This is a genomic window from Marinitenerispora sediminis, from assembly GCF_003336425.1.
In the GTDB taxonomy this organism is placed as follows: Bacteria; Actinomycetota; Actinomycetes; order Streptosporangiales; family Streptosporangiaceae; genus Marinitenerispora; species Marinitenerispora sediminis.
Genome location: NZ_QEIO01000002.1, coordinates 61,592 through 82,821, shown reverse-complemented (window position 1 = coordinate 82,821; position 21,230 = coordinate 61,592). Strand labels below are relative to the sequence as shown.

At 71.5% G+C, this 21,230-nt stretch carries 17 protein-coding genes and 1 tRNA gene; 9 read left to right on the top strand and 9 right to left on the bottom strand.

Annotated elements, in window-relative coordinates; genetic code table 11:
- The first annotated feature begins 149 nt into the window (after positions 1-149).
- A complete protein-coding gene (locus DEF28_RS00840) occupies positions 150-758 on the top strand; it encodes a TetR/AcrR family transcriptional regulator (protein WP_114398440.1) in 609 nt (202 codons plus the stop codon).
- A 1-nt stretch (position 759) separates the two neighbouring features.
- On the opposite strand, the gene DEF28_RS00835 is transcribed toward DEF28_RS00840, so the two are convergent.
- Positions 760-1,506: an SDR family NAD(P)-dependent oxidoreductase gene (locus tag DEF28_RS00835; RefSeq protein WP_114398431.1), complete on the bottom strand. Its 747-nt coding sequence runs from the start codon at positions 1,504-1,506 to the stop codon at positions 760-762.
- Between the two features lie 350 nt (positions 1,507-1,856).
- On the opposite strand from DEF28_RS00835, the gene DEF28_RS00830 reads away from it, so the two are divergent.
- Positions 1,857-3,710: a glycoside hydrolase family 15 protein gene (locus DEF28_RS00830; protein ID WP_114398430.1), complete on the top strand. Its 1,854-nt coding sequence runs from the start codon at positions 1,857-1,859 to the stop codon at positions 3,708-3,710.
- 7 nt (positions 3,711-3,717) lie between these two features.
- Here DEF28_RS00830 and DEF28_RS00825 read toward each other — a convergent pair whose 3' ends face one another.
- From DEF28_RS00825 to ilvA, 4 genes are all read right to left on the bottom strand, one after another.
- Positions 3,718-4,299, bottom strand: coding sequence for an OmpA family protein (locus tag DEF28_RS00825; protein WP_233515008.1), 582 nt, complete (start codon positions 4,297-4,299; stop codon positions 3,718-3,720).
- A complete protein-coding gene (locus DEF28_RS00820; protein WP_147280143.1) occupies positions 4,296-4,835 on the bottom strand; it encodes a hypothetical protein in 540 nt (179 codons plus the stop codon). The genes DEF28_RS00825 and DEF28_RS00820 overlap by 4 nt, the downstream gene beginning before the upstream one ends.
- A 338-nt stretch (positions 4,836-5,173) precedes the next feature.
- Positions 5,174-5,860, bottom strand: coding sequence for a TetR/AcrR family transcriptional regulator (locus DEF28_RS00815; protein ID WP_114398428.1), 687 nt, complete (start codon positions 5,858-5,860; stop codon positions 5,174-5,176).
- 369 nt (positions 5,861-6,229) lie between these two features.
- The gene (gene ilvA / locus DEF28_RS00810; RefSeq protein WP_199493064.1) at positions 6,230-7,510 is read right to left on the bottom strand and encodes a threonine ammonia-lyase IlvA; all 1,281 of its coding nucleotides are present in this window, start codon (positions 7,508-7,510) and stop codon (positions 6,230-6,232) included.
- A gap of 80 nt (positions 7,511-7,590) precedes the next feature.
- Between ilvA and DEF28_RS00805 the strand changes: the two genes are divergently transcribed.
- On the top strand, positions 7,591-8,400 hold the full coding sequence (locus tag DEF28_RS00805) for an IclR family transcriptional regulator (RefSeq protein ID WP_114398438.1): 810 nt from the start codon (positions 7,591-7,593) through the stop codon (positions 8,398-8,400).
- A 20-nt stretch (positions 8,401-8,420) separates the two neighbouring features.
- Here DEF28_RS00805 and DEF28_RS00800 read toward each other — a convergent pair whose 3' ends face one another.
- Genes DEF28_RS00800 through DEF28_RS00790 form a run of 3 tightly spaced genes read right to left on the bottom strand, consistent with a single transcriptional unit; the run spans position 8,421 to position 12,099 of the window.
- Positions 8,421-9,371 carry a beta/alpha barrel domain-containing protein gene (locus DEF28_RS00800; RefSeq protein ID WP_114398426.1) on the bottom strand — a complete coding sequence of 317 codons (951 nt, stop codon included), beginning with the start codon at positions 9,369-9,371 and terminating at the stop codon, positions 8,421-8,423.
- Positions 9,368-10,612 carry a CaiB/BaiF CoA transferase family protein gene (locus tag DEF28_RS00795; protein ID WP_114398425.1) on the bottom strand — a complete coding sequence of 415 codons (1,245 nt, stop codon included), beginning with the start codon at positions 10,610-10,612 and terminating at the stop codon, positions 9,368-9,370. Before DEF28_RS00795 ends, DEF28_RS00800 begins: the two co-directional genes overlap by 4 nt.
- A gap of 41 nt (positions 10,613-10,653) precedes the next feature.
- Positions 10,654-12,099, bottom strand: coding sequence for a GntP family permease (locus DEF28_RS00790; RefSeq protein ID WP_114398424.1), 1,446 nt, complete (start codon positions 12,097-12,099; stop codon positions 10,654-10,656).
- A 297-nt stretch (positions 12,100-12,396) separates the two neighbouring features.
- Here DEF28_RS00790 and DEF28_RS00785 point away from each other — a divergent pair.
- From DEF28_RS00785 to DEF28_RS27910, 3 genes are all read left to right on the top strand, one after another.
- A tRNA-His gene (locus tag DEF28_RS00785) sits at positions 12,397-12,469 on the top strand.
- Between the two features lie 190 nt (positions 12,470-12,659).
- Positions 12,660-13,436, top strand: coding sequence for a hypothetical protein (locus tag DEF28_RS00780; protein WP_114398423.1), 777 nt, complete (start codon positions 12,660-12,662; stop codon positions 13,434-13,436).
- A gap of 411 nt (positions 13,437-13,847) precedes the next feature.
- The gene (locus tag DEF28_RS27910; protein ID WP_199493063.1) at positions 13,848-15,173 is read left to right on the top strand and encodes a GPP34 family phosphoprotein; all 1,326 of its coding nucleotides are present in this window, start codon (positions 13,848-13,850) and stop codon (positions 15,171-15,173) included.
- 499 nt (positions 15,174-15,672) lie between these two features.
- Here DEF28_RS27910 and DEF28_RS00770 read toward each other — a convergent pair whose 3' ends face one another.
- Complete coding sequence (locus tag DEF28_RS00770; protein WP_199493062.1) at positions 15,673-16,752, bottom strand: endonuclease/exonuclease/phosphatase family protein; 1,080 nt, start codon at positions 16,750-16,752, stop codon at positions 15,673-15,675.
- A gap of 734 nt (positions 16,753-17,486) precedes the next feature.
- On the opposite strand from DEF28_RS00770, the gene DEF28_RS00765 reads away from it, so the two are divergent.
- The 3 genes from DEF28_RS00765 to DEF28_RS00755 are packed head-to-tail and all read left to right on the top strand — an operon-like array spanning position 17,487 to position 21,087.
- Positions 17,487-18,485, top strand: a complete 999-nt coding sequence (locus DEF28_RS00765; RefSeq protein WP_114395974.1) for a substrate-binding domain-containing protein — start codon at positions 17,487-17,489, stop codon at positions 18,483-18,485.
- A 47-nt stretch (positions 18,486-18,532) separates the two neighbouring features.
- Positions 18,533-20,059 (top strand): sugar ABC transporter ATP-binding protein, encoded by a 1,527-nt coding sequence (locus tag DEF28_RS00760; RefSeq protein ID WP_114395975.1) that lies wholly within the window; start codon positions 18,533-18,535, stop codon positions 20,057-20,059.
- Between the two features lie 14 nt (positions 20,060-20,073).
- A complete protein-coding gene (locus DEF28_RS00755) occupies positions 20,074-21,087 on the top strand; it encodes an ABC transporter permease (protein ID WP_114395976.1) in 1,014 nt (337 codons plus the stop codon).
- Positions 21,088-21,230 lie beyond the last annotated feature (143 nt).

Below are 21,230 nucleotides of genomic sequence, written 5' to 3'. Positions count from 1 at the left end.
AACAGGACGCAGCCGCTGCCGGAGACGATTGCCCGCCATCCTGGCCGCCAGCTCGGGAAGAATTCCCAGGTTCTCCGCCCTGCCCAGACCGGATCCGCGCCGCGCAGCGGCACGCTGGGGCTGGAGGTCGGCTGGCTATGCTGGACGCCATGGCAGCCACCCGGAAGGCGGCGATGGGCCGCCCGCGCGAGTTCGACGTGGACGAAGCGCTCGAACGCGCGCTGCTCGTGTTCTGGGAACAGGGTTACGAGGGCGCCAGCCTCACCGACCTGACCGCCGCCATGGGCATCAACCGGCCGAGTATGTACGCCGCCTTCGGCAGCAAGGAGGACCTGTTCCGCAAGGTGCTGGAGCGCTACACCGCCGGACCGGCCGCCTACGGCATGCGGGCGCTCGAGGAACCGACCGCGGAGGCGGTGGCCACGGCGTTCCTGCACGGCGCGGTCGACACCACCACCGGCCCCGGCCATCCGTCCGGCTGCCTCGGGGTCCAGGGCTGCCTGGCCTCGGGCCCCGGGGACCGGGCCGTCCGCGACCTGCTGACCGACTGGCGCGAGGACGCCCGCTCGCGCCTCGTGAAGCGGTTCGAGCAGGCCAGGGACGAGGGGGACCTGCCACCGACGTCCGACCCGGCCGTGCTCGCCCGGTTCCTGATGGCCGTGGGAAACGGGATCGCCGTCCAGGCCGCGGGCGGCGCCGACCACGACGAGCTGCGCATGGTCGCCGACGCCGCCCTGCGGAACTGGCCGCCCGCCTGACTCAGAACTGGTGCTCGCCGCCGTCGACGTCGAGGTTCGCGCCGTAGATGAAGCTGCTCTCGTCCGAAGCGAGGAACGCCACCGCGGCGGCCACTTCCTCCGGACGCCCGAGCCGGCCGATCGGCACCCGCTTGACGAGTGCCGCCTTGAACGCCTCCGCCTCGCCCTTACCGCCGATCCGATCGAGCGCCGGCGTTTCGATCGCGCCGGGCGAAACCGCGTTCACCCGGATCCCGCGGCCCTTCAACTCGTTCGCCCAGGTTCGGGCGAGGGACCGGACCGCGGCCTTCGAAGCGGAGTACAGGCCGAAGTCCGCCCACCCGTCGTCGGCGCGGATGGAAGCGTTGAACACGACCGACGCGCCCTCGTTGAACAGGGGCAGCGCCTTCTGGACCGAGAGCCACGTGCCCCGGACGTTGACCCCGAAGTTCTGCTCGTAGTGCTCATCCGTCGCCTTCTCGAGCGGCGCGAACACGGCACCGCCCGCGTTGGCGAACAGGACGTCGAGCCCGCGGCCACGAGCCCGGACCGCCTCGTACAGCCGGTCCAGATCGGCGGGCTCCGCGATGTCACCCACGACGGCGGTGGCCGCAGGCCCGATGGCCGCCACCGCCGCGCCGAGTTCGGCCTCCCGCCGGCCGGTCACGAACACGTGCGCCCCCTCGGCCGCGAACCGCTCCGCGGTGGCCAGCCCGATCCCGGTGCTGCCACCGGTCACCACGGCGGTCTTGCCCTCCAGCTTTCCCATCCCCGACCCCTTCGAGTTCTCACCGACCAACCTTCGTATCGATCGGTACAGAATGACCGTAGCACTTCTGTACCAAGTGATACATATATGTCGCGACGTCGGCCTGCGAGGAGACCGGCCCGGTCACGGCGCGGAGCGCGCTGGCCGTCTCGGCACGATCGAACACCGGAGGCTGACGCCCCACCACGAGCACCCCGCGGCCGGCGTAACCCGCCCGTGGGGTTGGACGGGGGCGCTGGCGGATACAGCACCGGATAGCGGCCGTGCGCGCGGTGGGACGGCGTCCGCGGGTCCGCGGTCGGACGGCGCCGCCGCGGGCGGCGGGGCCCGAGAAGCGGGAGGGGAACGCGATGCCGCACCCGTCGGCACACCATGACCGGTATCTGCCGATCGCCGAGCACGGTCTGATCGGCGACCTGCGCACGGTGGCGCTGGTGGGCAGCGACGGCACGATCGACTGGTACTGCTGCCCCGCCTTCGACTCCCCCAGCGTCTTCGCCGCCATCCTCGACGCCGACCGGGGCGGGGCGTTCGAACTCGCGGCCACGCCCGCGGACGGTGCGCCGGCCCGCACCAAGCAGTTCTACTTCCCCGACACCAACGTGCTCATCACCCGGTTCTTCACCGACGAGGGCCTGGGGGAGATCCAGGACTTCATGCCGGTCTCCCCCGCCGACGATCCCCGTCCGCCCGCCGCGCGGCACCGGCTGATCCGGCGGGTGGTATGCGTACGCGGGTCGATCGCGTTCCGCGCCCGGGTGGCACCCCGGTTCGGTTACGGCGCCCAGCCGCACACCACGCACATGCTCGACGGGGCCGCGCTCTTCGAATCCGCCTCCCTGACCCTGGCGCTGACCGCCACGGTCCCGCTGGAGGGGGACGGACCGGACGTCCGGGCACGCTTCTCCCTGGAGCAGGGCCAGTCGGCGGTGTTCGCCCTCGACCAGGTCGGCGACGGTGCGGACAGCCCCGGGGTACCGCTCGGCTGCCCGACCGAGGAGGCCGAACACCAGTTCGCCGCCACCGTGGCGTTCTGGCGGCGCTGGCTGGCGGCCTCCCGCTACCGCGGCCGGTGGCGGGAGATGGTGCACCGCTCCGCGCTCACCCTCAAACTGCTCACCTACGCACCCACCGGCGCCATCGTGGCGGCCGCCACCACGAGCCTGCCCGAGCAGATCGGCGGCGGCCGCAACTGGGACTACCGGTACCTCTGGGTCCGCGACGCCGCGTTCTGCGTCTATGCGCTGCTGCGGCTCGGCTTCACCGAGGAGGCCGAAGCCTTCATGGGCTTCCTCACCCGCCTCATCGACGTGCGCGCCGACCGGCCGTCCGGGCCGCTCCAGATCATGTACGGAATAGACGGGCGCACCGACCTGCCCGAACGCGAGCTCGACCATCTGGAGGGCTACCGCGGGTCGGCCCCGGTCCGCGTGGGCAACGCCGCCGCCACCCAGCTCCAGCTCGACATCTACGGTGCCCTGATCGACTCGATCTACCTCTACGACAAGTGGGGCCAGCCCATGTCCAGCGACCAGTGGGAGGCCGTGTGCGCCCTGGTCGAGTGGGTCTGCGAGCACTGGGACCAGCCCGACGAAGGCATCTGGGAGACGCGGGGCGGCGCCAAGATGTTCCTCTACTCCCGCCTGATGTGCTGGGTGGCCATCGAACGCGCCATCCGTACCGCCCGGCGCCGCGGCCTGCCCTGCCCGCTGACCCGCTGGGCCTCCGTCCGGGACGCGATCTACCGGCGGATCATGGACCGGGGCTGGTCACCGGCCCGGCAGGCGTTCGTCCAGCACGAGGGCGACAGCGTCCTCGACGCCGCGGTGCTGATGATGCCCTTGACCAAGTTCGTCTCCCCCACCGACCCCAAGTGGTCGGCCACCCTCAGCGCACTCGCCGACGACCTGGTGTCGGACTCGCTGGTCCACCGCTACGACCCGCTCGCCAGTCCGGACGGGCTGGAGGGGCGGGAGGGCACCTTCTCCATCTGCTCCTTCTGGTACGTCGAGGCCCTCACCCGCGCCGGACGCCTGGACGAGGCCCGCCTCGCCTTCGAGAAGATGCTCACCTACGCCAACCACCTCGGCCTGTACGCCGAGCAGATCAGCCACACCGGCGAACAGCAGGGCAACTTCCCGCAGGCGTTCACCCACCTCGGCCTCATCAGCGCCGCGTTCAACCTCGACCGCGCCCTCGGCTGAGCGGCCGTCACCCGCCGTCGAAGACGATCTCCACCCGGCGGTTCTGGGAGCGCCCCGCCGGGAGGTCCTCGCCGTCGCCGCCGGTCTCCTCCGCGATCGGCTCGCTGGACCCCCGCCCGGACGCCTCGATCTCGGGAGCGTCCTGGCCGAGCATCTCCCGCAGCGCGTCGCGCACGGTCTCGGCCCGCCGCTCCGACAGGTCCTGGTTGTAGTCGTCCGCGCCGAGCCCGTCGGAGTGGCCGACCACCTGGACCGTTCCCGTCGCCCCCTCCAGGCGTTCGGCGATGCCGGCGAGGCTGGCCTCGGCGTCATCGCTGAGGGCGTCCTCGTCGAACTCGAACAGCACGTCGGCTGCGATGACCACCGTGGTGGTGGACCCCTCGACCTCCTCGTGCTCCATGGGCTCGACCGAGCCCTCGACGTCGAGTGTGGCCACGGCGCCATCGACGTCGAGACCGATCTTGGACGCCTCCAGCTGCTCGTGCGTGATCCGGCCGCCGTCCTGCCCGCCGTCGCCCGCCGCCATGAGCACGGGGGTGAGCGCCAGGACTCCGAGCAGCGGGAGGACGCGCCCGCGCCGGCCGCTCACCGCACCACCGGGACATCGGTCACCGGCGGGAACGCCCCGACGTAGAGGTCCATCGCCGTGACATCGTCCGGCGGCGCGGCGAAGGTGTAGCTGAGATCGACGGGCTGGTCGAAGACCAGCCGCGTGTCCACCACGTCGGGCGCCTGGGCGATGCCGTCGGAGTCGCGGACGACGTTGTACCGGGTCAGGTTCGCGGTGTCGACGAGGTAGGGCTCGGTGACGACGGAGCCGTAGAGCGAGTACAGGTTGTCCCCCTGGCCGTCGCCGCCGCGCCCGGCGGTCACGGTGAGGGTGAGCTGCGCCAGCTCCCCGCGCACCCGCAGGGCGTGCACCTGGACCCGGGCCTCCCCCTCCCTGTCCTGGTAGGGCCAGACCGTCTCGGCGACGACCTCGGTGGTCTCCCCGGAGGCTTCGGCCGTGCTCTCGGCGGCCTGCCCGTCACCGCCGCCATCGTCGGGCGCGCCGCCGCCCGAGCAGCCGGCCAGGAGGAACGCCAGGAGGAGCGCGGGCACCGCGGCCCGTACGGAAGGTCGCACGTGGGTACTCCTCGAACTCGGGGGTGCCGCCGTTTCGGCTGCGCGCCGGTCGCGCGGCGGTGGGAGCAGGTCATGGTCCCGGAGGAACCGGGTCCACGGCAGGGCGGCGGGTTCGGTGCGGGCCTCGGTCCGGTGGCGGTGCTCGCACGGGCGAACGGGGGGCGTGGGCCTCGGCGCGCGGCCGTGCCGGCGGCACGGTCCGCCACGGCCGCTCCGCGCACCGAGTTTTCCGCCTCCGGCCGCCCGAAGTCAACACGATGTCAAGTTTTGTCCTCGTTCGACCACTGAAGGCGCGACATCCCGCGGTACACCGGACCGCTGCCGCCCGCACCGAAGGGTCAGGTGCCGGACCGCTCGGCCCCGTCCCTCCCGTCCGCGGCAGCGCCGGCCCCGATACCGCGCCGGATCAGCAGCATGAGGGTGGCCAGGAGCTCGTCCTCCTCCTGGCGGGTGTGCTCACGCGTGAAGAGCAGGTACACGTTGCGCTCGGCCATCCAGCTCAGGGCGATCGCCGTGCGGTAGGGGTCGTCACCGGTGTCCGGGAGCGCCCCGCGGGCGCGGTCGCGCTCGACGGCGGCGGCGATGAGGCGGGCGCAGCGCTCGAAGTACGCCTCCCAGGCGGCGCGCATGCTGGGGCGGTGGCCCAGCAGGTGGTTGGCCGCGCGGAGCAGCGGGGCGTTCCTGCGCCACAGGTCGAAGCTGAATCCCAGGATGTGCTCGACGCTCGCCATGGCGGTCTCGCCGCGGATCGCCGTCCGGTCGGCGAGCGTGTCGACGACGCGCAGCACGGAGCGGGCGATGGCGGCCTCGACGACGGCGTCCTTGCCGTCGAAGTAGAAGTACACCGACGCCCGTGACAGCCCGGCGCCGGCCGCGATCTCGGCGATCGTGATCTCGGTCAGCGGCTTGGCGGCCAGCAGCCGCTCCACGCTGTCGAGCAGCGCGATCTCCTGGCGGTCGCCGCGGCTCATCGCGGGGCGGCGCCGCCCCCCGGAGGAGGTGGACGCGGGCGGGGGCGGAGTCATAGGGACACGTTAGCGATCGTCGGCAGGCGCCGTTCCCTGCGCCGACCGTGCTCGACAGCGCGTCGAGCCCATCGTGCCGCCGATCGCCCGCGGGGAGCAGGAGTCGGCGCGCCCGCCCCCGTCAGCGGCGCCGCGGGCGCCCCGCTCCGCGCCAGCACCCACGGCGTCCGGTCCCCGACCACGCACGGGTGAGTGCCCGATCCGCCGGGAGGGACCCGCGCGCCATGGGACGTTGCGTGGTTACCGGTACCGGCAGTGCCTCCGCCGGGCGTTCGGGCGGCGGCAGCGCGGCCGCCGGCTGAGCCGCGCCGTCACGGCGGGGCCGCGGCACCGCGCGGCGGTGACGGGCGGCGCCGCCACCGCCGGCCGTCACACGAGGAAGCCGAACAGCGGGCTGTCCGGGAAGATGCGCTCGACCCGGTGCGGAGCGTCGTCCATCCGCTTCAGGATGGGGGCGAGGTTCTCGGGGGCGCCGAGCTCGACCCCCACCAGCGCGGGCCCGGTCTCGCGGTTGTTGCGTTTGACGTACTCGAACCGGGTGATGTCGTCGTCCGGCCCGAGGACCTCGTCGAGGAACCGGCGCAGGGCGCCCGGCTCCTGCGGGAAGTCGATCAGGAAGTAGTGCTTGCGGCCCTCGTGGACCAGCGCCCGTTCGACGATCTCGGCATACCGGCTCACGTCGTTGTTCCCGCCGGACAGGACGCACAGCACGGTCGCGCCGGACGGCAGGTCCAGGTCGGGGCCGAGCGCGGCCGAGGCGAGCGCCCCCGCGGGTTCGCTGATGATGCCGTCGGACTGGTAGAGGTCGAGTATCTCGCCGCAGATCCGCCCCTCGGGGACGACGACCATGCGCGGCCGCCCGGCCGCCGCGATCGCGTGGGTGAAGCGGCCGACCCTGCGCACCGCGGCGCCGTCCACGAACGGGTCGATGTGCTCCAGCTGCACCGGGTGCCCCGCCTCCAGGGCCGCGGCCATGCTCGGCGCGCCGAGCGGCTCCGCGCCGACCACGCGGACCTCGGGGTGCTCCTCCCGCAGCCAGGCGAGCGTTCCGGCGAGCAGGCCGCCGCCGCCCACGGGCACCACTACGGCGTCGGGCGCGCGTCCGAGCTGCTCCACGGCCTCCTTCACGACGGTGCCCTGGCCCGCGATCGTGCGAGGGTCGTCGAAGGCCGGGAGCAGGGTCATCCCGAGGTCCTCGGCGTCGGCGCGGGCCGCCGCGGCGGCGTCGTCGTAGGTCTCGCCGGTCACGACGATCCGCACGCTCTCGCCGCCGAGGTGCGCTACCCGGTCGCGCTTCTGCCGCGGCGTGGTCCGCGGCAGGTACACCCGCGCCCGGATGCCGAGGGAGGCGCAGGCGAACGCCACGCCCTGGGCGTGGTTGCCCGCGCTCGCGCAGATCACGCCCTGCCGCCGCTGCCCCGCGTCCAGGGAGCGCACGAAGTTCAGCGCGCCGCGCCCCTTGTAGGAGCGGACCGCGTTGAGGTCCTCGCGCTTCAGCCAGACGTCGAGGCCGTGCCGGGCCGAGAGCCGCTCGTTGCGCTGCAGCGGGGTGGGCGGGATCACGCCGGTGAACCGGTCGGCGGCCGCGGCCACGTCGGCCGCGGTCACCACCTCGTGTGCGGCCGCTTTGTCCGAGGCGTTTTCAGTCAACGCCGTCCTTCTTTCCGTGGAGTCGGGAGCGCTCGGATTATGGACGGAGCCCCCCGCTCTTCTGGCGTATGTTCGACGGTATGAGTAGCCGCGAGGTGACCGGGCGCGGGCCCGACAAGGCGAGCGGAGGGTCCGGGCAGGCACCGCTGCTCGTGCTCGGCAAGATCACCGAGATCCTGAACGCGTTCACGCTGCACAAGCCGTCGCTGACCCTGCGCGAGATCCAGCAGAGCACCGGCCTGCCCACCTCGACGGTACAGCGGCTCGTGACGAACCTGGTCGCCCACGGGTTCCTGGACCGTACCGGCGACCGCATCCGCATCGGGGCCCGGATGGCGTACTGGGCGGCGGCCGGGACCAAGGACCTGGACGTGCTCGCCGTGGTCAACCCCGTCCTGAAGGACCTCCGCGACCTGACCGGGGAGACCGCGTCGTTCTTCCGCGCCGAGGGCGAGTACCGGGTGTGCATCGCCGTCGCGGAGACCCGCCACGCGCTTCGGCGGGAGATGGCGGTCGGCAGGATCGCGCCGGTCACGGTGGGCGCCTCGGGCCGCGTCATCATGGCGTGGACGCCCGAGCTGGCCGAACGGGTACTGCGGCGGGAACTCCCGCAGCTGACCGACAGCACCGTCACCGACCGGGCCGAGCTGCGCGACCTGGTCAAGCGGACGCTGAGCGACGGGTACGCCATCACCGTGGGCGAGCGGGTCGACGGCGCGTCCGGGCTCGCCGCGCCCGTGTTCGACTCGGCGGCCGACCTCGTGGGCGCGGTGACGGTCCAGGGGCCGACGCTGCGGATGCCCTATGACAAGTGCGTCGAGTGGATCGACCTGCTGGTGGAGCACGCTGAGCGGATCACCCGGGCCCTCGGCGGGCGCTACCCGGCCTGAGCGCGCGCGGGGCCGCCGGCTCACGCACGGTCCGGTGCGGCTGCCAGCGCCCACGGGAAGGCGGTGGCACTGGACTGGGCGCCCTGGACCGCGCGGGACCGGTTGGGCTCGCCCAGTTCGCCGAGCAGGCCGCCGGTCAGCCGGACGAGCGCGGCGAACACCCCGGGGGTGAGCCAGTCGGGCCGGAGCGCGAACAGCAGGTCCTCGGTGGCGGCGTTGCCGCTGGCTCCGGGGGCGAACGGGCAGCCGCCGAGCCCGCCGAGCGAGCCGTCGACCTCGCTCGCACCGGCGGCGACGGCTGCCAGCGAGTTCGCCACGCCCAGGCCCCAGGTGTCGTGGCCGTGGTAGACGATCCGCCGGGAGGGCGTGTGCGCGGCGACCTTCTCCACCAGGCCGGCCACCTGCGCGGGGACGGCCTGCCCGAGGGTGTCGCACACGACGATGTCCTCGGCGCCGCGCGTCCGCGGGTCGGCGGCGATGGCCAGCACCCGCTCCTCGGGCACCGCTCCCTCGAAGGGGCAGGTGAAGGCGGTCGCGACGCACAGCTGGATGCGGCCCCGGACGGACAGCGCGTGCTCCACGGCGGCGGGCATGGCGTCCAGGCTCGCCTCCGTGGGCCGGCCGATGTTGGCCCGGTTGTGCTGGTCGGAGGCCGACAGGCAGTACTGGAAGTTCACCGCCCCCGCCGCTGCCGCCTTCTCCACGTGGCGGGGCGTCGCCACCCACACCCAGCAGCGGGCCAGTTCGTCGGCCTCCAGCTGTTCGACGACCTCCAGGGTGTTGGCCATGGACGGCACCAGGTCCGGCCGGGCCAGCGAACCGATCTCCACGGAGGGGACGCCGAGTGCGAGCAGCTCCCGGACCACCGCCACCTTGCGCGCGGTCGGCAGGGGCTTGCCGGTAAGCTGCAGGCCGTCGCGCAGGGTGACGTCCCGCAGGGTGGCCGCGGGGCGGAACGCCGTGTCGGTCATGCCGGCACCTCCGTGTGCTCGATGATCTGGTCGATCTCCTCATCGCTGCGGCCGAGCACGGTCGCGAGCACCTCGCGGGTGTGCGCGCCGAGGTCGGGTCCAACCGTGCGGACCGGCAGCGACGTGCGGCCGATGAGGGGCACGATCCCGGGGAAGCCCACCTCGACCGGCTCGCCGGCGCCGGTGTCGACGGGCAGGCGCTGGATCATGTCCCGGGCGCGGTACTGCTCGTCCCCGCAGATGTCCGCGGCCGTGTAGATCGGGCCGGCGGGCACGCCCGCGTCCTCCAGGACCGCCAGTACCTCGTCGCGGGGCAGCGTCCGGGTCCAGGCCGCGATGGCCTGGTCGAGTTCGTCGCGCCGCTCCCAGCGCTGGGCGTTGTCGGCGAGCCCGGGGTCCGCGGCGAGATCGGGCCGGCCGATGGCCGCCATGAAGCGGCGGAAGATGGAGTCGCCGTTGCCGGCGATCACCACGCTCGCGCCGTCCGCGCACTCGTAGGCGTTGGTCGGGGCGATGCCCTCCATCCGACCGCCGACCCGCTGCCGGTCGACCCCGTGGGCGAGGTGGTCGGGCACCAGTGACTCCATCATCGAGAAGACGGCCTCGTGCAGCGCGACGTCGACGGCCCGCTCGGCGAGCGGCCGGGAACGCGCCGCGGGCGCCGCCCCGCGCTCGAACAGGGCGACCATGACGCCGAACGCCGCGTACAGGCCCGCGATGGAGTCCCCGATGGACACACCCACGCGGGAGGGCGGCCGGTCGGCCTCGCCGACCAGGTGGCGCAGCCCGCCCATGGCCTCGGCGACCGCTGCGAACCCGGGCCGGCCGGCCAGCGGGCCGGTCTGGCCGAACGCGGAGATGCGGGCGAGGACGATGTCGGGGTTGGCCGCCTCCAGCTCGTCGGGGCCCAGGCCCCACTTCTCCAGCGTGCCGGGACGGAAGTTCTCGATCACGACGTCGCAGTTCCGGGCGAGGTCCAGGGCGGTGGAGCGCCCCAGCGGGGTCCGCAGGTCGAGCACGATCGACTTCTTGTTGCGGTTGACGGTCCGGAAGAGCATGGACACGTCGCCGCCGTAGAGCCGCCAGTTCCGCAGTTCGTCACCGCGGCCCGGCCGCTCGACCTTGATCACTTCGGCACCGAAGTCGGCGAGCATCCGCCCGGCGGTGGGGCCGGCGATGTAGTTGCCGAGTTCCAGGACCCGGACGCCCTCCAGCGGCAGCCGCGTCGGCTCGTCGCGCATGGGTTCTCGTCCTCCGATCGGGGTTGGGGTGCGGTGAGCGGTCACAGGAAGAGGCTGAGGAGGAGGATCGGGCCCATGGCGACCACGGACGCCACGGAGACCCCGACCGAGCAGCTCTTGAGGGTGCCGCGCGTGGTCTGGCCCATGAGCGTCTGGAGCAGCCAGAAGGTGTTGCTCGTGAGGTGCACCATGAACAGCGATCCCGCGCCGGCGGCCAGGGCGATCAGGACGGGGTCCAGGCCGAGCGACGACGCCACCGGGGCGAGCAGCCCGGCGGCCGTGATGGCGGAGATCGTCACCGAGCCGACCGCGATGTGCAGCACCGCGGCGATCACCCACACCACCACCAGCGGAGCCCACGAGCCGGCCGACAGGTAGCCGCCGAGGATGTCGCCGAGCCCGATCGCCTCGATGGTGGCGGCCAGTGAGCCGCCCACCCCGCTGAGCAGCAGGATCTGGCCGCTCTGGCGCACCCCGGTCTCCAGGGACTCCTCGACCTTCGGCCGGCCCATGAACCGGCGGCCGACCAGGCAGGTGCCGACCAGGCCGATCAGCAGCGCGACCATCGGCGTCGACAGGAACGCCACGACGGGGTTGCTCCACTCCAGCGTCTCGGTGACGGCTCCGGCGGCCACCAGCAGCAGGGCGGCGACGAGCGGGCCGAACAGTAGGAGCAGCGGCGGCCGCGCCGGCTCGCTGGCGGCCGGCTCCGGCAGCGCGCCTTCGCCGGCCCCGCCGGTCGCGGTCGCGGCGGTACCGCCCGCCCCGGCGCCGGTGTCCCCGCCCGCGGCGGTGGAGCGGCTGCTGCTCTCGGCGAGCGCGTCGGTCGCGACCGCGGCCGGCTCCAGTTCGTCCAGCTCCGGCTTCCACCAGCCGCGGGTGAACACCGTCGACATGATGGTGATCGAGATGGCCACGGTGGGAATCACGACGACGAGTCCGTACACCAGGTAGGTGCTCAGCGGCACGCCGAGAAGTCCGGCCAGCGCGAGCGCGGCGACACCGGGGACCGTGAAGACGATCCCGCACTCCAGGCCGATGGCCAGGGCGGTGGCCATCCGGGCGGTGCCGTACCTCCCGAGGCGCGGCGCGACCGCGCGGGCCAGCGGTGCGGAGATCACCAGCAGCACGTCGAGGAAGATCGACTGCAGGAACGTGGCGATCGTCAGCGCCATGGCGTGCGGGAGGCGCTGCGCGCCGACGGTCCGCAGCAGCCCCTCGACCAGGCGGCGGATCGCGCCCAGGTCGTTGAGCAGCGCGCCCATGAGCACGCCGAAGGCGATGAGCAGCCCGATCTCGGCGAGGATGTCGCCGAATCCGGTGGCCACGGTCGTGAGCGTCCCCTCGACGCCGAGCCCCGCCGCCAGTCCCAGGTAGCACGAGCCGATGACGAGGGCGATGAGTGGATTGAGCTTGAACCGGACGATGAGCAGCACGATGGCGACGATCGCCACGGCCGTGTTCACCAGTACCGCAGTGTCAGACATGGGGGGTCCTGTTCGCCGAGATCACATGGGATCGTGCCGCGAATCACACTTCTTCGGCAGATGGCCTAGATTATGAGCACATAACCACGATGTGAGTCAACGGGTGATCATGACCTGAGTCACGAATCCCGACCGCCCTGCGGCCGTCCGTCCGCCGCCCTCCGACCTGGACGGAACGGGGCAGCCAGCCCGCGCCGGCGAGCGGCGGAAGCAGGCTGTCGCACCGCATTCAACCCTTTTCGCGACGCGCGCGTCGTTTGCGGGGGACGCTCGGAGAAGCCACTAGAATCCGTATCGGTGGGTGTAGCTCAGCTGGTAGAGCACTTGGTTGTGGTCCAAGACGTCGCGGGTTCAAGTCCCGTCACTCACCCTGAAGGAAGACAGGCCCTGACCTGCGGAGACGATCCGCACGTCAGGGCCTGTTCCCGTTTCCGGGTGCACCAGCGGGTGCACCACCTCGGCCTGATCCCGTCACTCACCCCGGCGGGGGGCGGAAAGAACCTCGAGGTTCTCCGCCGGATTCCTTCGGTGACCAGCCGAAACCGAGCGATGGTGCGCCCATGGCAACCATCAACAAGCGGCCCTTGCAGGACGGGTCCATCCGGTATTGGGTGAAATGGCGGCTTGGCGGTCATCGGGGCGGCGCGCCGCAGTCCGAACCGTTCGACTCCTACGTCGACGCCCACACCTTCCGGCTGCACGTCGAGGAGGCGGGCCATCAGTGGCCGGAGAACTGGATCCCCCGCGAGGGCTGGGCGCCCGGGTGGGTACCCGGCGTGGGCTTGATCAAGGTCGGCACCGGCGACGGCCCGAAACCGGTCTACTTCCGCGAATACGCGCTGGAGTTGATCGCCTCGATGACCGGGATCGAGGCGCGCACCAAGGCCGACTACGAACGCGACATCCGCCGCCACATGCTCCCCACCTTCGGGCACCTCGACATCCGCGACACCGAAACCTTCACCCACAAAACCGTCCGCGCGTGGGTGAACCAGCTCCAAGAAGGCATCCCGGACCCTCGTGTGCTGACGCACCCGCACACCGGCAAGGACACCTCGAAGGCCAAGAAGAAGCAGCGAAAGAGTGCTGACCACTGGCTGCGTCCGCCGCTGCGCCCGAAGAGCGTCCACAACCTGCACGGTCTGCTCTACCTCATCCTCCAAGCAGCCGTAGAGGAAGAACTCCGCCCCAGCAATCCGGCCGCACGGACCACACTCCCCCGCCTAGATGACGGCGAGGGTTCAGACGACATGTCTTCCTCACCCGTGGCGAGTTCGAACTGCTCCGCGACAGCGCACACGAGAACGTCCGCGACATGCTGGGGATCTTCGTCCTGACCGGGCTGCGCTACGGGGAAGGCTGGGGCGCCGCCCCAGCCGGATGGGACGTGGCCGTCCTGCACGCCTACTCCCTGACGCAGCCCGAGGTCGCCAGACAGGTCCGCGACGTGTTCGCCGACAAGCTGAACACCCCGGGCTCACACTATGGCCGAGGCCCAAACCTCTCTGGATCTGGTACGTCGGCAGACCCAGTAACGGCTCTGGCGGCTTGACCGCCGGTAACCCTTGCGGTTCCTTATAGCTACAGGTGGGCTGATCCCATCAACCACAGGCGCTGCTCTTCTTCCTCTGCGAATTCTTATTCAATGAGAGGTGCATATGTGGAAATTCCGGCTCTCTCTCGGCGTTGTCCTCCTCGGAATGGCCGTGGTACTTATCGTAGCTTCCAGGGAGCCTGGCGATGGCGGAGTGGTCACGCAGCTCGCGCTGTGGGTCGGCGCGGCGTTGCTCGTCTGGAACAGCATCCGAGCCTTCCTGGGGAAGATCGAGCCGCCGCAGACGCGGACCGCTCCACAGCCGGCCCCGCCCACAGCGCCTGGCGTGCCCCAGACACCGGCAGACCCGTCACAGGAGCCGCCCAACATCCATTCGTCTTCTGCTGTCTCCTCGGAGAACGGAATCGACAGGCCCCCACCTCCTGCGCCGAGTTTTCGGGAAGTCGTGCCGGCGGCGGCAAAGACCGCCAAGGGCACCGCGCTGGTCATGACTCGGGCCGTGCTCGTTCTTACCCTCCTCTTCCTGGGGTCGACATCGTTGGGCCTGTTCATCGGGGGAATCGTCATGCTCGGCGGGGGCGACCTGCTGAACGCTGCATTCGCGCTCCTGGCGGGCGGATTCCTTGCGAAGTGGGCAGTCGAATGCTTTGCGGCTCTGCACAAGCTGCGGAACGCCACTGGGAATCCGCGGAGCAGCGGGAACGAGAAAGAGACAGGCGTGGAGGCCAGAAGCGGACATACGGATATGGCCGGCGCGGCGCCGACCAGCACGCATCCCGTTTCTGCTCACCCACCGCCGGTCCTGTCTCTGCCCGAAGAGTTCCTTCTCCTTTCCCACCCCTCGACCGGGACGGCCCGCGACTCCATTCGTGGCGCTGCCGCTTGCGCAGCTGCTGAACTCGGCGAACTCGCGATTCGCCGAAGACTGCGGGTCATCCCCACCATGAAGCGCAAGGTTTTCGGCTTTGACGTGTACTTCGGGACAGGCAGGATCCACCTGCTCAACACCAGCCCCACCGGCCTTGCCTGGGGTGATGCTCTTCTGGCAGAGCTGGAGCACCATGTAACGTCCAACCGCAGGCCGATAGGCGTGCACAAGTGGTACCGGCTGCGCGGTAATGAAGCGCTCCTCCTTCATAGAGCGGCGCTGATCGAACGCTTCGTGCTGATGCACGATTTCAGCGGAGAACTCCTCTATCCGGATCCCGCCCTGCGCGACGGCCTGATCAGCCAGCTCCAGGCCGTCAGCAGCGGACTCGCCCCCATGGACGAGCACATGCTCCTCCTGTCGGATCTCGTCAGCAGCGCGGGACTGGACGACGCCCTGGGGCTGCGCTGGAGCCTACGCCAACGACTCGACCACGCCCGGGGAGTCGGGGCGGTGGCGGCCCTCCCCCAAGACATCAGGGACACCAGCACGGTGCTCTCCAGGTTTGTGCCCTCCATGCGCCAAGGCGGAAGTGGTGGGGGCGGTGGCGACAGCGGGGATGGTGGGGGCAGTGGCGACGGCGGGGAGTAGCGACCGATCCGGGTTTGTCGTCGATACGGCCACGGAACCCTGGCCTGTGCCTTAGTTGCCCGCAGTTCGCGCATTTTGTGACGAGGACATAACAGCCCGCCGGGGCGGGCCAGATCGGCGCACCCGTCGATCATGCACAGGCGCTGACCAGTCACCCACGGCGGAATACTCAGAGAATGGCCTCAAATCCGGATAATACCGTTCAGGGGATGATGAAATCTGGTTTCCCCTCCGAACCACCCCACCCGCTCCTCAAAGTCGTGCACCCGCAGGGTGCACCATCCCCAACATAATCCGATAGAGCCCGGAACACCTCGGCTACGACTCCGCCGACAGCGTCAACGATTCCCGTAAAACCATTGGTCAGAATAGGTGTGCGGCGAGTGGCTCAAGTCCCGTCACCCACCCTGAGAGAGAACGGGCCCTGACCTGCGGAAACAGTCCGCACGGTCAGGGCCTGTTCTCATTCGCGTGGACCAGCCGGTCAGCGGAGGTGGCCTTAGCGGCGGGTGGCCACGCGGAAGGTGCTGAGCACGGCCTTGTGGTCGGTCGGCCAGGTCCAGCTCGGCTCCCAGAACTCCTCCCGACCGGACTCCGCCACCCGCTCGTTGCGCACGATCGTGGTGGACGGGCCGACTATCACGCTGTCGACAAGGTGGATCCGCGGGTCGGGGTGGTAGAAGACGAAGTCGATCCGGTCCCGCTCGTCCGCTTTCGGAGCCCAAGTGAGTTGCCCGGGCTCGGCACCCGGGTTGTCGCTGGGCCAGGTGAAGCCCGGCGAGCGAACCGGGTCGGGGTAGACGTCGCGGTAGCTGTCGCGGAAACCGGCTTCCTCGATCGCCTTGGTCGTCGACCACTCGACGACGGTGCCGTTGTGGTCGAACAGGTTCCGGGTCCGGTGGGTCCAGTCCCGGTGCGACGGCTCGTTCAAGTCGCCGGCCAGCATGGTGAGACGTCCCCGGCGGCGCTCCGCCGCGGCGTCCGCCAGCACCGTCTTCGTCACCTCGGTACGCCCGGACGCGACGTTGATCCGGTTGATCAGACCGACGTCGGTGATCGGACCGGTCGGGATCTCGTTCCAGCCATACTCGGACGTCTCCAGAGGCGCCGGAGTACCGCCGCCGTACCCGCGCGGCAGGTAGTTGGCGTAGTAGCGGTACTCGAGGTGCCCGGAGTAGGCCGCGACCTCGGTGCCGTCGACCGAGATGACCGCCTTCGACCAGTACGGGAAGGACTGGTGACCGATGATCGGGTAGCGCGAGATCACCGCCGGATCAGTCGGGTTCTGGTTGTCGTGGAAGGCCAGGCCGCGGTCGGCGAGGTCGGACAGCAGGTTGGCGACCCGCTCCGGCGTCGACTCGCTGAGCATGACCACGTCCGGCTTGACCGCGGCTATGGTGTCGGCGATCCCGGCCCGGCCACCCGGAACCACGCTGCCACCCATCCAGATGTTGAACTGCAGGACCTTGAGCGTTCGGTGCCCGGAACCGTGCCGGCCCGCCGTGCTCTGGGGCGTGGCCTCGGCCATGCCCGTCCCCAGCACTCCCGCTCCGAGGGTCACACCCACAATCCCGAGCATTTCACGACGATTGACCATTCTTGACCTCCGTAATCGCTGACCGCCAGTGCCCGAAAGGAACCGGCCACTGGCCGAAACGAAGCATCGAGGCGCCTCGCGTACAACGCGTGAACCCCGCCGGAACTTTGCGAGTTCGTTGGGTTGTAGCGCAGGGACGGTGCAGAGACACCGGGGCCGCGCAAGGGACCGAAGCGGCAGATCCTGAGCGCGGATCCCCTCGTCCGCGGTGATCGGGATCGGCGTGACGTACCCGCTGACAGATCCGCTGGCCAGCCTCGGGCGGGGGTCGGATCCAGGGGCCGCCCGGCCGCGCCGCGCCGGGCCGGGGCCGTCGGGGAAGGCGTTGACGCGGACACGCCGAGGGCGGCCAGACGCGCGGTCCGGGGCGGGCGAGGCGGAGGCGGAGGCCGGGCCGGACGGACGCGGAGCGTACCGGAGCCAGGGCGCGCGTCCGCCGGAGGTGCCCGGGGGCGGTCGCGCGGCACGGGCCGCCCTGGCCGGGCCGTTCCGCGTGGGCCGCGCCTGCCTCCACTCCCCCTGTCCCTGCCTCCACTCCCCCTGTGCCCGCGTCCGCTCCCCCGTGCTCGCCCGGTCTCCGGCGCGTCCCAGGCCCGAAAAATCATTAATTACTATTTATTCTTGACGTTACCTGGGTCACTCTGACATGCTCTCCGACAGTTCGAGGACGGCGTCCGCGCAGGTGAGCGCGATCGCCCTACGCCAAGGAGGACCCCATGGGCAGACGACCGCCGCGTCCGCCGGGCCGCGTGCTCGCCGCTCTCACCGCCGTCGTGTGCGCGCTGGTGCTCGCCGGATGCGGCGCGAGGCTTGGGGAGGACGGCCGTATCGGCGTCGTCTACATGGACGCGCAGGGCTTCTACGCGGGAGTCCGCCAGGGCATGCAGGACTACGCGGCGAACTCCGGACGCGAGCTGCAGCTCCTGGAGCTCAACGCCCGGGGCGATGCCTCCGAGGAGAGCACCTTCGTCGACGTCGCCTCGTCGGCCGACGTCGACGCGCTGGTGCTGTCGCCGGTCTCGGCGACCGCCTCGGTCCCGGCCGTGCGCCTGGCCCACGAGAGCGGGGTGCCGGTGGTCTGCTACAACACCTGCATCGAGGACGAGGCCGCCCGGGAGTACGTGACCTCCTACATCTTGGGCGACCCCCACGAGTTCGGGCGCCTGCTCGGCGAGGCCGCCGCGGACCACTTCGAGGGCGAGGGGGTGACCGATCCTCAGATCGCCGTCCTGAACTGCGAGTTCGTCGAGGTCTGCGTGCAGCGCCGCGAGGGGTTCGAGGAGGCGCTCTTCAGCCGCCTGCCCGACGCCCGGATCGTCGCCAACCAGGAGGGCGCCACCATCGACGAGGCCGTCGACGTGGGCGAACGGCTCCTCACCGCCCACCCCGACCTGGACGCCTTCTACGGCGAGGCGGGCGGCGCCACCATGGGCGCGGTCCGCGCCGTGAGCAACCGGAGTCTGGCCGGGGAGGTCGTGGTCTTCGGCAGCGACATGTCCACGGACGCGGCCCGCGCGCTGTCCGACCACCGAATCCTCAAGGCCAACGTCGACATCTCCGGCACGGCGGTCGGCCTCCTGGCGGGAGAGACGGTCGCGCGCATCATCGCGGGCGACCCGTCCGAGGAGTTCATCACTCCGGCGCCCATCGACCTCTACACCACGCCCGAGGACGGCGAGGAGTGGCTGGAGGCGCACCCGGACGGCATCCCCTGACCGGCCTTTGCCGCACCCGCCCCCTTCGTCCCACCTGTGGAGCACCCATGAGTGACACCTCCGCCGCGGCGGCGCCCGACACCGAGATCGTGGCCCGCGTCCGCGGCGCGACCAAGAGCTACCCCGGAGTCACGGCGCTGGACCACGCCGACTTCGAGATCCGCGCCGGAGAGGTCCGCGCCCTGCTCGGGCGCAACGGGGCCGGCAAGTCCACCCTGATCCGCCTGCTGTCCGGCGTGGAGGCGCCCGACGAGGGCGAGATCGAGATCGGCGGCCGGCCGCTCGGCCAGGGCGGGATCCGCCAGGCCGCCAAGCTCGGCGTGGGCACCGTCTACCAGGAGCTCAGCCTGGTCCCGCAGCTGTCGGCCGCGGAGAACCTCTACCTCGGCTCCTGGCCCACGGGAGGCGGGCGTGTCGACTACGGCGCCATGCGGGCCGGCGCCGAGGAGGTCTTCGCCGAACTCGGCGTCGCCATCTCCTCCGACACCCGGGTGCACGAGCTCCCCCTGGCCCAGCAGCAGCTCGTGGAGATCGCGCGCGCCTTCCGGGCCCGGCCCCGGCTGCTGATCCTGGACGAGCCCACCAGCGCCCTCGCCGCGGCCGAGGCCGAGGCCGTCCTGGAGGCCGTCACGCGTGTCGCCTCCCGAGGCGTGGGCGTCATCTACGTCAGCCACCGCCTGGACGAGATCCGCCGCGTCGCCGACACCGTCACCGTCATGCGCGACGGCGCCGTCGTGGAGACCGTGCCCGTCCGGGGCGCCACCACCGGCCGCATCGTCTCCCTCATGCTCGGCCACGGGGGCGGGGAGAAGGAGCCCGCGCCGCGGCGCCGCGCACCCGCCGCCGCCTCCGCGGCTCCGCTGCTGTCGGTCCGCGACCTGGCGGTCCCGCCCAAGGTCGAGAGCGTCTCCTTCGACCTCCACCCCGGGGAGGTCCTGGGGCTGGGCGGCCTCATGGGCTCCGGACGCACCGAGCTCCTGCGCGCCCTGGCCGGCTTCACTCCTTCCCGGGGCACCGTGGAGGTGGACGGGTCCCCGGTGGCGCACCCCACTCCCCGCACCATGCGGCGCCTGGGCGTGGGCATCACCCCCGAGGACCGCAAGGGCGAGGGCGTGGTCCCCCTGCTCGGGGTTTCCGAGAACATGGTCATGACCTGGTTCGGAGGGGCTTCCCGGGCCGGGACCGTGCTCCCCTCACGCGTCTCGTCCATCGGCCGCGACCTCATCGGCCGGCTGTCGATCAAGGCGGCCAGCCCCGACACCCCGATCGTCAACCTCAGCGGCGGCAACCAGCAGAAGGCCGTCATCGGCCGCTGGCTGCACGCCGGGAGCCGCATCCTGCTCCTGGACGAACCCACCCGCGGCGTGGACGTGGAGGCCAAGGCCCAGATCTACGCCATCGTCCGCGAGCTCGCGGAGCAGGGCGCCGCGGTCCTCTTCGTCTCCAGCGAACTGGAGGAGCTGCCGCTCGTGTGCGACCGCGTGCTGGCCCTGCGCGGAGGACGCCTGCGCGGCGAGTTCACCGGCGACGACATCACCCTGGACAACATCATGGCCGCCGCGATGGCGGCGTGAACGGCGAGGTAGCAATGACCACGACCACCACCACGGCCACCGGCGGGGCGGCCCCCGCCCGCGGCGGCTTCATCGGCCGCTACGGGCACCGCCTCAACGAGATCGGCCTGCTGGCCGCCATCCTGATCCTCTACGTCGTCCTCGGGCTCTCCGCCTCCGGATTCCTCAGCCTCGACAACCAGCTCGGCCTCCTGCGCAACGCCGCGACGATCGGCATCGCGGCCTGGGGCGTCACCCTGGTGATCATCGCCGGGGAGATCGACATCAGCATCGGCCCGGCCGTGGCCTTCGCCTCGGTCATCGTCGCCAAGGGCGCCACCGAGTGGAACCTGGGCGTGATCGGCGCCATCATGGTGACCCTGGCCATGGGCGTGCTGTGGGGCGCCCTCGCGGGGTGGCTCAGGGCCCGGTTCAACGTGCCCTCCTTCATCACCACGCTGGGCCTGTGGAGTGTCCTGGGCGGCCTGGCGCTGTACATGACCGACGCGCTCCCCGTGCCGCTGCCCGAGAGCGGCCTCCTCGACGTGCTCGGGGGGTCCGTCCTGGGTGTGCCCGCCGCCGCGCTGGTCATGCTCGTGCTCTTCGCGGTCTTCGCCTACGTCGCCAAGTACACCGCCTACGGACGGTCCGTCTACGCCACCGGGGGCAACGCCGCGGCCGCGCAGCTCGCCGGGCTCAACGTGGCGCGGGTCCGCGTCCTGCTGTTCGCCACCACCGGCCTGCTCTCCGCCATCACCGGTGTGCTGCTCGCCGCCCGCCTGGGCTCGGGCAACGGCGGTGCCGCGGCGGGGCTGGAGTTCGATGTCATCGCCGCCGTCGTCATCGGGGGCACCGCGCTCGCCGGCGGGCGCGGCTCCCTGGGCGGCACCTTCCTGGGCGTCGTCTTCATCACCGTCATCGCCAACGGCCTGGTGCTGCTCGGAGTCAACTCCTTCTTCCAGGACGTGGTGCGCGGCCTCATCATCGTCGGCGCCGTCCTGATCAACGTCGTCATCAGCAGGCGCAGCGCCGCCAACAGGCTCGCCTAGGGAGTGTTCTTCGGAAAGCCGCCGGAGGGGCGGACCGTCCCGGCGGTCTCGCGCACGGGGCGTCCAGCCCGGCCGCGCCCCAGGGGAGCGAGGACGCGGCGGGAGGCGGCCCGGTGGACGCGCGCCCGAAACGCTCCGCAAAG

Excerpts from the sequence above, each read along its gene's own strand:
- DEF28_RS00840 (WP_114398440.1), top strand. The coding sequence starts at position 150 with ATGGCAGCCACCCGGAAGGCGGCGATGGGCCGCCCGCGCGAGTTCGAC.
- DEF28_RS00835 (WP_114398431.1), bottom strand. The coding sequence starts at position 1,506 with ATGGGAAAGCTGGAGGGCAAGACCGCCGTGGTGACCGGTGGCAGCACC.
- DEF28_RS00830 (WP_114398430.1), top strand. The coding sequence starts at position 1,857 with ATGCCGCACCCGTCGGCACACCATGACCGGTATCTGCCGATCGCCGAG.
- DEF28_RS00815 (WP_114398428.1), bottom strand. The coding sequence starts at position 5,860 with ATGACTCCGCCCCCGCCCGCGTCCACCTCCTCCGGGGGGCGGCGCCGC.
- DEF28_RS00805 (WP_114398438.1), top strand. The coding sequence starts at position 7,591 with ATGAGTAGCCGCGAGGTGACCGGGCGCGGGCCCGACAAGGCGAGCGGA.
- DEF28_RS00800 (WP_114398426.1), bottom strand. The coding sequence starts at position 9,371 with ATGACCGACACGGCGTTCCGCCCCGCGGCCACCCTGCGGGACGTCACC.
- DEF28_RS00795 (WP_114398425.1), bottom strand. The coding sequence starts at position 10,612 with ATGCGCGACGAGCCGACGCGGCTGCCGCTGGAGGGCGTCCGGGTCCTG.
- DEF28_RS00790 (WP_114398424.1), bottom strand. The coding sequence starts at position 12,099 with ATGTCTGACACTGCGGTACTGGTGAACACGGCCGTGGCGATCGTCGCC.
- DEF28_RS00780 (WP_114398423.1), top strand. The coding sequence starts at position 12,660 with ATGGCAACCATCAACAAGCGGCCCTTGCAGGACGGGTCCATCCGGTAT.
- DEF28_RS00770 (WP_199493062.1), bottom strand. The coding sequence starts at position 16,752 with ATGCTCGGGATTGTGGGTGTGACCCTCGGAGCGGGAGTGCTGGGGACG.
- DEF28_RS00765 (WP_114395974.1), top strand. The coding sequence starts at position 17,487 with ATGGGCAGACGACCGCCGCGTCCGCCGGGCCGCGTGCTCGCCGCTCTC.
- DEF28_RS00760 (WP_114395975.1), top strand. The coding sequence starts at position 18,533 with ATGAGTGACACCTCCGCCGCGGCGGCGCCCGACACCGAGATCGTGGCC.
- DEF28_RS00755 (WP_114395976.1), top strand. The coding sequence starts at position 20,074 with ATGACCACGACCACCACCACGGCCACCGGCGGGGCGGCCCCCGCCCGC.